This is a genomic window from Paenibacillus hodogayensis (assembly GCF_039536325.1).
Lineage (GTDB): Bacteria > Bacillota > Bacilli > Paenibacillales > NBRC-103111 > Paenibacillus_AB > Paenibacillus_AB hodogayensis.
Genome location: NZ_BAAAYO010000002.1, coordinates 119,794 through 132,791, shown reverse-complemented (window position 1 = coordinate 132,791; position 12,998 = coordinate 119,794). Strand labels below are relative to the sequence as shown.

General features: G+C 58.0%; 9 protein-coding genes. 6 read left to right on the top strand and 3 right to left on the bottom strand.

The window, feature by feature from the left end; genetic code table 11:
- Positions 1–43: 43 nt before the first annotated feature.
- Entirely contained in the window at positions 44–601 is a 558-nt protein-coding gene (locus ABD796_RS06245; RefSeq protein ID WP_344904597.1) for a DoxX family protein, read from the bottom strand.
- Between the two features lie 489 nt (positions 602–1,090).
- On the opposite strand from ABD796_RS06245, the gene ABD796_RS06240 reads away from it, so the two are divergent.
- Both ABD796_RS06240 and ABD796_RS06235 read left to right on the top strand, forming a co-directional pair.
- The gene (locus ABD796_RS06240; RefSeq protein ID WP_344904594.1) at positions 1,091–1,921 is read left to right on the top strand and encodes a glycosyltransferase family 2 protein; all 831 of its coding nucleotides are present in this window, start codon (positions 1,091–1,093) and stop codon (positions 1,919–1,921) included.
- A 242-nt stretch (positions 1,922–2,163) separates the two neighbouring features.
- Positions 2,164–3,270, top strand: coding sequence for a hypothetical protein (locus tag ABD796_RS06235; protein WP_344904591.1), 1,107 nt, complete (start codon positions 2,164–2,166; stop codon positions 3,268–3,270).
- 7 nt (positions 3,271–3,277) lie between these two features.
- Here ABD796_RS06235 and ABD796_RS06230 read toward each other — a convergent pair whose 3' ends face one another.
- Positions 3,278–5,878: an HAD family hydrolase gene (locus ABD796_RS06230; protein WP_344904588.1), complete on the bottom strand. Its 2,601-nt coding sequence runs from the start codon at positions 5,876–5,878 to the stop codon at positions 3,278–3,280.
- 169 nt (positions 5,879–6,047) lie between these two features.
- Positions 6,048–6,860 (bottom strand): hypothetical protein, encoded by an 813-nt coding sequence (locus ABD796_RS06225; RefSeq protein ID WP_344904585.1) that lies wholly within the window; start codon positions 6,858–6,860, stop codon positions 6,048–6,050.
- A 440-nt stretch (positions 6,861–7,300) separates the two neighbouring features.
- On the opposite strand from ABD796_RS06225, the gene ABD796_RS06220 reads away from it, so the two are divergent.
- The 4 genes from ABD796_RS06220 to ABD796_RS06205 all read left to right on the top strand — a co-directional run bounded on the left by ABD796_RS06220 (position 7,301) and on the right by ABD796_RS06205 (position 12,991).
- Positions 7,301–8,698 carry a sulfatase family protein gene (locus ABD796_RS06220; protein WP_344904583.1) on the top strand — a complete coding sequence of 466 codons (1,398 nt, stop codon included), beginning with the start codon at positions 7,301–7,303 and terminating at the stop codon, positions 8,696–8,698.
- 76 nt (positions 8,699–8,774) lie between these two features.
- Positions 8,775–10,727, top strand: a complete 1,953-nt coding sequence (locus ABD796_RS06215) for an ABC transporter substrate-binding protein (protein ID WP_344904581.1) — start codon at positions 8,775–8,777, stop codon at positions 10,725–10,727.
- 45 nt (positions 10,728–10,772) lie between these two features.
- Complete coding sequence (locus ABD796_RS06210) at positions 10,773–11,771, top strand: ABC transporter permease (protein WP_344904578.1); 999 nt, start codon at positions 10,773–10,775, stop codon at positions 11,769–11,771.
- On the top strand, positions 11,768–12,991 hold the full coding sequence (locus ABD796_RS06205) for an ABC transporter permease (protein WP_344904576.1): 1,224 nt from the start codon (positions 11,768–11,770) through the stop codon (positions 12,989–12,991). Before ABD796_RS06210 ends, ABD796_RS06205 begins: the two co-directional genes overlap by 4 nt.
- Positions 12,992–12,998: the final 7 nt, after the last annotated feature.

Here is a 12,998-nt window from a genome sequence, read left to right as displayed (position 1 = left end):
GCCCTGATGGGAGCTGGGGTTGTTCGCGTTCGCATCTTTACATTTACACATTGACCGGGGTATGCGTTCCGCCCACCGTTCCCGCACCCTTACCGGTGCCGGTCGGTTTGTGTTTTTTTATGCGGCCCGCCGTCTTGCGCAGCAGCGGCAGCAAGTAGTAATCGACTCCGAGCTTGCCGGCGTTGGTCCCGGCGACCAGGACGAGCGTGCCGATCAGCACAAGCCACGGGTTGGTGCTTACGGTGCCGGCGAACAGGAACATGAAGTTCATCATCAGGCCGAAGAACGCGGCTGCGGTCGTAAGCGCCCCCAGGATCAGTCCGAGGCCGATCAGAAACTCGCCTAGCGGGATCATGATGTTGATCAATTTGACGTTCGGCATGGCGAAGTTGTCAAGGAACGCCGTGAACGTCGGGTAGGTCAGCACTCCGGTCGCCTTGTCGGCAACCGGCTTGGCGATCGCGTTCTTGAGGAAGCCTCCGGCGTCGAAGCCGCCCGTCAGCTTGTGCCAGCCTGCGGTCAGCCATTGCCAGCCGAGGTAGAGGCGAATGAATAGCAGGGCGATCGCGGCAACATTGTGTTCTCTCCATAATTTAAACATGGAAAACAACTCCTTAATTGTTAAGTTATTTTTTTCACAAACAATCGTAAAGGCATGTTTAGAATGGGTTGTAAACGTAAGCTGCTTTCATTTTCATAACTGGCTGTAAGGTTTGCCTGTTTTTCCGGACAATGAGCTTGTGCAATATTTCACGTACTTAGGCGCGCTCATTTCCGCTTCCGGAAAGGACCGGAAGTTCCAAAGCTTGAGCGGTGTCGGATGCATCGACATGCCCTCCTTTCCAGTGTGCAGCGTATGCTGGCTTGCTGTAGTTGTTTCTTTTCTCTTCCACACTTTTACTATAGCACGAAAAAACCATTTTGCATGTGATAAAAATCACAAACTTGTTAACATCGATTAAAAATGATGCATTTGCCATCGTTCTGTCACAGTCGATTCCGCGTTGCGTGGAAGGGCGTTTTGTCCCTCATATGGTATACTACGATCAAGCATTCAAAATCCGTTCGGACCGGAAAGGAACCTGTACCGATGTCTTCTCTCGTATCCGTCATTACCCCGACCTACAACCGGCCGGGCGAGCTAGGCGAGCTGCTCGAATCGCTGAGCCGGCAAACATACAAGCAGCTGCAGATCATTATCGTCAACGATAACGGCAACCCGGTAGAGCCGGTATGCGGGCTATACCCGGAGCTGGACATCCGCGTCGTCGGCCTGGAGAGCAACGGCAAGCACGTCAAGGCGCGGAATCGCGCTCTGGAGCATGCGACCGGGCGGTACATCATGCCTTGCGACGACGACGATCTGCTCGTGCCCACGCATATCGAGACGATGGTGCGCGAGCTGGAGGCGGACGGCTGCGATCTGGCCTACTCCGATGCGGAGATCGTCGACTTCCGCTGGAAGGACGGGGTCCGCGTCCCGGAAAGCCGCTTGCTCTTCGCCTACGATCACGATCTGGCGGCGATGCGTAAGTTTTCCACGTTCGTTCCGTCCGGAAGCTTATACCGCCGCAGCGTGCACGAAGCGATTGGACCGTTCGACGAGGATGTGTACCATTACTGGGACTGGGATTTTTTCCTGCGCGTATCCGCCGGCCATCAAGTGAAGCGAGTTGTCTCGGCAGGGGTGCTGTACGCCTTCTCGCAGAGCGGAGGCACCAATTTGTCCGGGCAGCTTGAAGAGATGCACCCGTATTTGAACAAGCTGTCGGCCAAGCACGGGCTCGGCGAACTGCCGACCAAAAACTTTTTTCTGCTGCTGGAGGAACCGGACATTGTTAGCCGGAAGGCCGATACGGCCGTGCTATGGGACGGAAGCCCGTTCCGCTCCAGATATTCGCCCCGCCTCGTACAAGGCTGAAAGAACGGCATAGACTGCCCGTACAAGCGAACGGCTAGAAGGACCTCCCGACCGGCTCCGCTCGCCAACAGACGGCGGAAGGAATCACGCTGAAACGCACTTGACAAAGTGCGTTTTTTTGCGCGGGAAACGCCCAAAAGGTGGGCAAACACACCCGTTCGGCTTTCGGCATACGTTGAAAAGGAGCGCATACGCTGGAAAAGGAACGATTTCTCGAAACAACCGGAAGGAGTGCATGGCAGATGGCAGGTACGGAAAAACATTATTTTGCGGAGGGCAATACGGCTTTAGGCCCTTATCATCTGTATGAATCGGCATTTCAAAAGACGGAGCGACTCGTCACCTTGACGGGCATGCCAGGGACAGGCAAATCCGTCATTTTGCGTCGGATTGCCGATGCGCTGCTGGCCGACGGCTACGAGGTGGAGCTGTTTCACAGTCCGTCGGACAGCTCCTCGCTGGACGCTTTGAACATCGATGCATTGAAACTGGGCGTAGTCGGAAGCTCGGCCGGCCGGCTGGCGTTGAGCGGAAGGCCGGACACGGAAGTGAGAACGGTCGACCTGAACGGCGCCGTCCGCACCGACGAGCTGACCGCAAGCCGGGACCGCCTTGACATTCTCCGGGTGCAAATTCAAGCGGCTTACGGAAAAGCATATTACACGTTCTCTCAAGCGCTGCGCGTACATGACGAGTGGGAGCGATTCTATATCGAAAGCATGCTGTTCGACGAAGCGAACAAGGTCACGGAGGAATTGATCGAGTCGTTTTTTGGCGAACGAGTGCTGGACAAAACGGGGTCCGCGCGTCATCTGTTTCTGGGAGCGGCCACTCCTGCAGGAGCCGTCGATTTTGTGCCAGGCATAACGGAAGGCGCGAAGCGGCGGATTTTCGTCAAAGGCCGCCCCGGCTCCGGTAAGTCCACGATGCTCAAAAAACTGGCTGCCGCCGCAGCCGAGCGCGGCTTCGATGCCGAAATATTCCATTGCGGTTTCGACCCGAACAGCCTGGATATGGTCGTATTCCCGGAGATCGGGGTAGCGATCTTCGACAGCACCGCTCCGCACGAGCACGACCCTAGCCGGGAGGGCGACGAAATTCTCGATATGTACGAGCGCGCCATGCTGCCGGGTACCGACGAGAAATATGCCGGGCAGGTGAGTGGAATCCGAACGCGCTACAAGGACACGATGAGTCAGGCAACCGCGTATTTGGCCGAAGCTAAGGCGTTGAACGACGAGCTTCAGGGCATTCATGCCGCAGCTGTCGACACCGGCGAAGTAGAACGGCTGGGCGATCGTCTGCTGGCCGAAATCCGCGATTGGACTGCCGCCCAGGGCGCGAGATAAACGGCCCCTATTCCGGCCAGGCAAGCGGCTCCAGCACGATCGGGACGACATCCGGGCGCAGCCGCTTGTAGCCCTCCGAAATCGATTGCCTGTATTCGGCTATGTCCGTCAAGGTGCCGAGCACATAGACAGGGTGCGTGCCCCCGTTCAGGATGGCTTTCCGCAGAGCGGGCTCCACCGCGTCCGCCTCGAACGGAGACGAATTCGCCGAGGGCTCCACCAGCTCCGCAATGTGAACGCCGTGCAGCAGCGCCTCGCGGGCTAGCTGGCGGGCAAAGTCGCCTTTTCCGTAAAGGATCGGTGCGGCATAGCCTTGGCGGGTCAGCTTTTCCATCATGTTGAAGGCAATGACGGCACTGCCGAACGAATCGTTCAGCCGCAAAAACGATCGGTACAGCCGGTAAGGCTCGTGTCTCGTCACCGTGCCCTGCGGCCAAAAAACGTTGGCCGTCTTCGGTCCGAATGCGGCCAGATCGATCAGGTAGTCGCCCCCGCGGGACTGCCAGTCGAGCGGCAGCGGCTCGCACAGCCGGACGATCTGCACGCCTCCGAAATTGTCCTGATGAACGAGGTCGCCCAGCGAGGCCGCCTCGGCCGGCGTCGGCATATCGAGCGTCCGGTGCAGAGGGCCGGCCCATTCGCGGGCGCCGATGCTGCGGACAAGCTCCGGCTTCCACGAGCGCCACTGCTCGTAGCCGCTTTGAAAGGCAAACACTCCCCGCTGACAAGCTTCCTTGAAGCGGAATTGCTCCTCCGGAATGGCAAGCTTGGCCAGCACCGGCCGCACCGGTCTATGGTGCCCACTGTCTTCCTCCGCGCCCTCGTCTCCGTCGGCCCGCTCGTAACGCACCGTCGATCCGAAGCGACCCATCGACAGCTCCTCGATCAGCCCCGGACTTCGCGAGAACCTGCGGGCCATATCGTTGTTATCCCCGTCGGCCTCGATCCAGCAGCGCAGGTCGATGCCTTGCAGCAGCCGCTGCGCCGCCTGCTTCGAACCGACCGCGAGCAGATGAAGCGCCTGGTGATCGTTCCGCTCCCCGGCATAAGCCGCATCGAGCGCCGCCTGAATCGTCCCGTTGAAGCCGAGGTCGACGGTTACCAGCTTGTCCGGAAACCGGCATGTTTGCCGGATATAGTCGAGCAGCAGCTTGCGCTGGCGGTCCATTGTCCGTAGCGCCCGCTTCCGGACCGGTTCGCTCAGCATATACCGTTTCACCGCCTCGTAAGGCGCCGCGGCGGGCGGTCCCGCTTGTTCCGCATCGGGCGGTGAGACGGCGAGGTCCCGAAGCTCGGCCGCCGGCATATCGGCGTAGCGCCCCAGCTCTTCCGGCAGTGCCGTATCCGTTGTTCCGCCGCCGAGCATGTCCAGCGCTTCCCTGAAGGTGATCGGACTGAGCGACATGACCCGCTCCAGCTCGCGCTCCGTGTAGTCCGTCATGGAGGCGAGCAGCGTCGCCTGTCTCGATACGTACAGCGGCTTGACCGCTATAGCCAAGCCGCGAGCGCGAGCGGCGTTTTCCAGAGCCGGTCCGAGCAGATGGGCTTCGCGCATGAGCGGATGCACTTCGGTCCGGCCCTCGGCGACGCAGACGTCGAGCGCCCAGTCGCACAAGCCTTGCACGAAGGGACCGAGTACGCCTGCGCCGAACCGGTAAAAGAAAGCCTCGTTGCCATCCGCCGCCGGAGCGAGGTCGTCCTGTAGCTTAGTCGTACCTGCACAAGCGGCGTCCGGGGTGCCGAGGGCGTCCCGTTTCTCAGCGGTACTCGCCCCGACCTCCTCCGCCGTCGGAGGAAACCGCGTAGCCCCGGCCAGTTTGCGGACGGAACCAAGCTCCGGCAGCAGATAGCCGTGCCGAACCGTCTCCCAATGGTACGGGCTGCCGATATGCTCGGGAACGACCGCGTAATGGATCGACCGGATGCTCCGACTGGCTGCGCCCAGCACATCGGCCGCTTCGTTGTCGCCGATATGGACGATATGCTCCGGGCGTATATCGGGAAACTGGCGGAGCAATACGTCGAACAGACCGCCCGACCGCTTCCCGCACCCTTGCTCCGCCGAGACGAGCACCGCGTCGAGCATCCCGCCGTCAAGCCCCCCGGGGGCGAGCAGCGACAACATTTGTCCGGACGACAAATACATGTCGCTCAAGAGAGCTATGCGCACGCCCCGGCTGTGGCAGTAGCGGATCAGCGAAAGGACGTTCGGATTTACCCAGCACACTTCGCGTTCAGCCTCCAGCTCCAGCTCCAGCAGAAGCTGCCGGTCGCCGAGCCGGGAAGGCAGCTGCTCGTAGATAAGCTCCAACGGCGTTTCCGCGGCGCCGGTACGGTCCAATTCCCGCGCACGTTGCTCGGCGGCATGCCGCATGGCGCGAAAACCGGCGGGCGTGACCGGACGAGCGAACGCTCCGGCTTGCAGCGCCTTATGCGCGGTGAGCTCGAATACGTCGCCCGGCTGCGCGCAGCTGCGCAGCAGCAGCGTATCGAACACGTCCAGGCTGATAAGCCGGACGGAATCGGGGAACGGATGCAGGCTGCCTAAATAAATATCCCGGGCCCATAGCATAGGATCGGATTCGTTCCAAAGACCGGCCGATGGCATGAATATATTTCCTCCTAAGCGTGTGCGTTTTCTTCCAGTCTAGCCGCGCGGCAGGCCGGAAGCAAGCGGCAGCATGGGTAGGCTCGGTTGCACAAACCGTTAGGCCGGATAAAGCTCGTTTTGTTCAGGGAACCGCCCATCCGTGAGAGGCTTTGGATTTGTCGGCCGCTTAAGGGATTTGGGTTTTCGCTTTGGCGATAACGGTTCCGATCTTCTTCTCCAGCTCGCATACGGCTTGTTTGTGGCTTACGATCTGACCGAGCCGGGACAGCAGAGTGGTCAGCGATTGGGCGGAGCCTGCGGCATCGCCCTGCTTGACGATCGGCTTGAACGTTTTCCAGTCTTCGTCGAGCCATTTTTTGACTCTGCTTGCCGATGCTTTTTCGGTCTTGATCTTGTCCTTTAACGGCTCGATCGCCTCCAGCGCGTCGCGCACCTTTTTTTGCTTGGCGGTAGCGCTCGCCTTGGCGGTCTGGAGGGCGGACTCCTTCGCCTTGATATCCTGCTTGGCCAGCTGCACGGGCACCTTCATGCTGGCAGCCTGAAGGCTCAGCATCGTGTTCAGCTCTTTGTTTTTAAGCGGCTTGAAGGCGGCAATCTGCTGATTGACCGCCGTGTACATTTCCAGCAGCGGCTTGTACCGTTCTTTGGTGCTCTCCGCCTGCTTGCGCAGACGCTCGATCGGCTCGGCGTCGATTAGCTTGATCTGCCGGCGCACATCGTCCAGTGCGTCGTTGTTGGCCTGCTGAAGCGTTTTCATTTCCTGATCGCGATTCTGGTCCTGCTGCTGCAGAGCGAGGAAGTCCGCATATTGCTTGCTCAGCTTGGCCTTGAGCGCACTCCCGGCGGCTTCGGTCATTTTGTCGAACGCGGTTTTGTGAGTGACCGGCAGCTCGTACGATGCGGCTTCGGCAGGCAGCGCCGCCAGCGCGAACAGCAGAAGCGCGACGACGACGGCCGTCGCATGGTTTTTCCAGTTCATGTAGTCTCCTCCTTGTGCGGTTACGGGCACGGCAACGAAAAAAAGCACCGGCAAGAAGAGGCTTGAAGAGCCTAGTCTGCACGGTGCTTCCGTCGCATACGTCGTAACGCGAACATATATTCTTGTTAAGAATATAAATCACACGGACGTCAGCTGTCAAGGCCATTTACGGCGTCAGCCCTATGATTTGGAAAAAAGTAGTTGACGCCATTTTGTTCCAATGCTACTATAAAGCAGAATTCATATAATTCCTATAGGAAATATAGTAAATGTCGACCGAACAGACCGGAGACACCGATTATTTCGCCATTAAGGCGGGATTAGCGGTGTCTCTTTTTGCAATTTAAGCGATTGCCGTAAGACGGGCCACACCGCACGAATCGGCTGGCTCCTGTTTGCCATACGGGCAGCATGTTTTTACTTACCAGGGGGAGATAGAAATGGGAAGGAAGCCGAATGTGCTGTTTATTTTAGCCGATCAGCACCGTTACGACTGCATCGGCTACAGCCGGGATTACCCGGTCAAGACGCCGAATTTGGACCGGCTAGCCGAAGAGGGAGCCGCGTTTACGAATGCCTATACGCCGATTCCGCTTTGCTGCCCGGCTAGACAAAGCCTCCTTCACGGCACGCGGCCGGAAAGCTTCGATTCGTTCTGGAATGCCGATCTTGTACCGAACGGCGAGCTTGCGCCGACCGCTTACACATGGCCAAGACAGCTGAAGGAGGACGGTTATTCGACCGGCTATGTCGGCAAGTGGCATGTGAACCGGGAATACGGACCGGCCGCTTATGGATTTAACGATTACGTCGGGGAGCACGACTATCGAGCCTACCGGTCGGCACGTTATCCGGAGGTGCAATTTACGAATGGGTTTTTCGGCGAGATCGATCCGGTGGAGCTGGGCGACACACGCACGCATTGGCTGGCCGACCATGCTATCCGGCTGATCGAGTCGTACGCTGCTTCGGAGCAGCCATGGCACCTCAGACTGGACTTTCCCGAGCCGCATCTGCCGTGCCAGCCGCATGCCTCCTTCCTCGACCTGTACGCAAACGAGGAGATTCCCGAATGGCGCAGTTTCGCAGAGAGCTTCGATAATAAACCTTATATTCAGAAGCAGCAGCTGCTGAATTGGGGGCTGGAGCAATACGCTTGGTCCGACTGGGAACCGATCGTGCGGAGATATTATGCGATCATATCCCAAGTGGATGCGGCGATCGGCCTCGTACTGGAACGATTGAAGCAGCTCGGACTGGACCGAAATACGATTGTCGTTTATTCCGCCGATCACGGCGACATGTGCGGCGGGCACCGGATGATGGACAAGCATTACATCTTGTACGACGAAGTGGTCAAGGTGCCGTTGATCGTCAAGTATCCGCAGATCGTTCCGGCCGGTACGCGTAGCGCCGATTTCGCGTATAACCTGCTGGATCTGCCTCCGACCTTGCTGGAGTTTGCCGGGCTTGCGCCGCAGTCGTTTTTTCACGGACGGTCGCTGCTGCCTCTGCTCACGGGAAACCGCCCGGACGATTGGCGCTCGGAGGTGGTGTCCACCTACAACGGTCAGCAGTTCGGCTTGTACAACCAACGGATGATCCGCAACCGAAGCTGGAAATACGTATGGAATATGACCGACATCGACGAGCTGTACGATTTGCGGGAAGATCCGGACGAACTGCGCAACGTTATCGGCGACGAGCGGCACGGGCCGGTGCTGGCCGAGCTCAGGGGCAAGCTGTACAAGGAGCTGAAGGGCCATCAGGACCCTTTTCTGAAATTCGATTGGATGAAGCGTCAATTGACCGAAGGCCGAAAAATAAACGTCCGTTAGCCGGCCATAAAGGCAACGAAGAAGAGCCGCCGGGGCGCTTAACGGCTCGGGCCTCATTATAGGAGGGAATCGCACAATGAAAAAAATAGTATCGGTCATCATGCTCGCGACGCTTATCTCGGCAGCGGCACTAACCGGCTGCGAGTCGGACAAAGCCGGAGAAAAGGCGCAAGCGCCGGCACCGTCCGCAACGGGCCAGTCGCAGAACAATGCTGCGAAGCCCGCACAAACCGCCGCTTCAACGAATGCGTTGCCGACGACATTCAAGCAATCCCCTTACTTCGAGGACAAAAAGCTGCCTCCGGTGAAGGATCGGCTGCCGAAGGAGCCGAAGCTGACGAACGAGCTGCCGAAGGAGTATTTGACTTACGAAATCGGCACATACGGAGGAACACTGCGGACTGTTCGCCAGGACCCGATCAACGATTCCGACTTGTTCATCATCAACAACGAGCCTCTCGTCAACAGTCCCGGCGTGCTCGGAGAAGAAGTGACGCCCAACCTTGTAAAAAGCTACATCGTCAGCGATGACCAGAAGGAATTTACATTTACGCTGCGCGAGGGGCTGAAATGGTCGGACGGTCAGCCTGTTACGACCAAGGACGTGCAGTTTGCCGTCGACGACGTGCTGCTGAACAAGGATCTTACTCCGTCGCTCCCGCTGTGGCTGAAATCGGCGTCGGATGCAAACGGCAAGCCGCTCGTCTTTCAGGTCATTGACGATTATACGTTCAAAATCGGATTCGACCAGCCGTACGGCGGCTTTCTGATTCAACTGGCGGTACAGGGCTGGAGAGGCTATAACGACCTGCTGAAGCCAAAGCATTTCCTTCAGCAATTTCATAGTAAATATGCCTCCCCCGACAAGCTGGAGCAGCTTATCAAGGAGGCGGGCTTCGCCCCCGGCGAATGGGTGAAGCTGTTCACGGCGAAGGACGTGCTGAACATCGAATTCACGTATCCGAAGGCAATCGGCTTCCCGGTGCTTACACCGTACATTCAAGTGAAATCGGGAGAGAAAATCGAGTTCGAACGCAACCCGTATTACTTCAAGATCGATGAGGCTGGCAACCAACTGCCGTATATCGACAAGCTGCAGAGCACGCTCGTTCAAAACGCAGAGATGGTCAATCTGAAAATATTGGCCGGGGAGGTTGACCATTCTTACGAGTACGTCTCCATTCCAAAAGTGCCGCTGCTTAAGGAGAACGAGGCGAAGGGCGGCTACAAGGTGTACATCAACAATTTGCACCGCACGGCCAACGACATCCATCTGAACCTGACCTACAACGATCCGGTATGGCGGCAGGTCGTACGCGACGTCAAGTTCCGCAAGGCGCTGAATTTGGCGCTCGACAAAAAGGAAATTGCCGATACCGTCTTTTACGGCTTCGCCAAGCCCTCGACGATCCAAGAGACGAAAAGAAACGTCGAGGAAGCGAACAAGCTGCTGGACGAGATCGGGTTGAAGAAAGGAGCCGACGGGTTTAGGACAGGCCCGGACGGCAAACGGTTTACGATTCCGTTCGAGGTTTCTTCCGCCTTCGCCGATTTCGGTACGCTCGGCCAGCTCGTCGTGGAGCAGTGGAAGCAGATCGGGCTGGACGTGACGTTGAAGCAAATCGACAATACCCTGTGGACGAACCGCAACAAGGCGAATGAGTTGAAGGCGACCATCATGTTCACGCCCGGTCCGGTGCAGTGGTCCAGGCAGGAATGGGGACAAAATATTTGGGCGCCGTTGTGGGACCAATGGTGGAATTCCGGGGGCAAGCAAGGCGAGGAGCCGCCGGAGGAAGCGAAGGCGTTGTTCCAGACGATCTTCAAATTGCGCGAGCTGTCGCTGAAGGAAGCGCTCGTCAAGCGCGAGGACATTCGCAAAAACATCGGCTCCAATTACTGGTATTTCATTCACAGCGAGCAAATAGCCGCTCCGGTTGCGGTCAACGCCAAGCTTGGCAATATTACCGACAAGGGCTGGGGCATCGGGCAAAACTTTGCCGGCGAGCAATGGTTTTTCCGTAAATAACAGGGGGGCCTCTCCCGATTCATCGAATGGAAGGGAGTTGCTGGCATGGCGATTTATATCGGCCGACGGCTGCTGCAGCTGATACCGCTGCTGATCGCGATCAGCATGATCGTGTTCATAATTATTCAATTGCCTCCGGGCGACTTTCTGACGACTTATGTAGAGCAGCTTAAGCTGTCGGGAACCGATGTGGCGGAAAGCACGATCATGAATTTAACGGCCCAATACGGCTTGAACGAGCCGCTGTATGTTCAATATTGGCTATGGATAAAAAATATCGTGCTGCATGGCGACCTGGGTACATCGTTTCAATGGAATTTGCCGGTGTCCCAGGTGATCGGGGACCGTCTTGCGCTGACGATGGTCATATCGATCCTCTCGCTTGTCATCGTCTGGGCCATCGCCATTCCGGCAGGCATCTATTCGGCGACGCACCAATATTCCGTCGGAGATTATGCGCTCTCGTTTCTCGGCTTTATCGGGATGGCCGTTCCGGGCTTTCTGATCGCGCTTATTCTCGTTTACTTCGTATTCGACAAGACGGGGGTGTCGATCACCGGACTGTTTTCCCCCGAGTATCAGGATGCGCCCTGGAGTCTGGCCAAGGTTCTCGATATGCTGCCGCGGCTGGCGGTTCCCGTCGTACTGGTCGGCTTGTCCGGTACGGCATCCCTGATCCGCGTCATGAGAGGAATGCTGCTCGACGAGCTGTCCAAGCAATACGTCATTACCGCCAGGGCGAAAGGGGCGGGGGAGCGCAGGCTGTTGTTCAAATATCCGGTGCGTATGGCGATCAATCCGCTCATCAGTACGATCGGCTGGACGCTGCCGGCGCTCATCTCCGGGGAAGCGATCGTCGGAATCGTGCTCAATTTGCCGACCACCGGTCCGGTGCTGCTCAAGGCATTGATGGTACAGGATATGTATTTGGCCGGGAGTTTCCTGTTGATCCTGAGCGTGCTGACCGTGATCGGCACTCTGCTGTCGGACATTTTGCTCGCCGTGCTCGATCCGCGCATCCGGTTCGGAGGTGCGGGCTCATGATCGCAGCGATACGAAGAGGGCTTCGGAGGAAGGCGGAAGGCGGGAAACGCGGCAGCTTGGGCGGTCATACCAACGGCTCCGAACCCTCCGGTAGTCCGGGGCTTCCCGGCGCCAACGGTAAGCCGCAGGCAGCCGACGCTTATGAGGCAGCTTCCCAATGGCGGCTCATGTGGTGGAAGTTCCGCAAGCACAAGCTGGCGATGATCGCCGTGCCAGTGCTGCTGCTGCTTTATTTGTCGGCGGTCTTCTGCAATTTTTTGACGCCGACAATTCCAACCGCCCGGTTCACCGAATACAAAAATGCGCCGCCGCAACACATTCGCTTCGTCGATCCCGAGAACGGGTTCTCCCTGCGCCCGTTCGTATACGATCTGAAGCAGGAAATGGACAAAACGACATTTCGCCGCACCTTTACGGAGGATACGACACGGAAAATACCGATTCGCTTCTTCGTTCAGGGAGAGCCGTACCGGCTGCTCTGGCTGTTCCCGACGTCGGTGCATCTTTTTGGAACAGACGACCCGGAGGCGCCTTTGCTTTTGTTGGGAAGCGACTCGCTCGGCCGCGATTTGTTTACCCGCATTTTGTACGGGGCGCGCATCTCGCTTTCTTTCGGCTTGGTTGGGATCGCCCTTACGCTCGTACTCGGGCTCATTCTGGGCGGCATATCCGGCTATTTGGGCGGGGCGGTTGACACACTCATTCAGCGCATCATCGACCTGCTCGTTTGCATTCCGACGATCCCTCTCTGGATGGCGCTGGCGGCGGCGCTGCCGCGAAGCTGGACGCCGCTGCAAACGTATTTCGGGATGATCTTGATCTTCTCCATCATCGACTGGACCGGGCTTGCGCGAGTCGTGCGGGGCAAGGTGCTGTCGCTGCGGGAGGAAGATTTCACACTGGCGGCAAGGCTTTCCGGAGCGAGCGATATGCGGATTATCGTGAAGCATTTGCTGCCGTCGTTCTCTAGTTACATTATCGTGGCCACGACGATGGCGATTCCGTCGACGATTCTCGGCGAGACGGCGCTCAGCTTCCTCGGCATCGGTTTGCAGCCGCCGGTCGTCAGTTGGGGCGTGCTGCTCCAGGATGCGCAAAATTTGCAGACGTTGGCCCACCAGCCGTGGCTGCTCTGGCCGGCCGCCTTCGTCATCGCAACCGTGCTTATGTTCAATTTTCTCGGCGACGGGCTGCGCGACGCGGCCGATCCGTACAAATAAGGAGGGG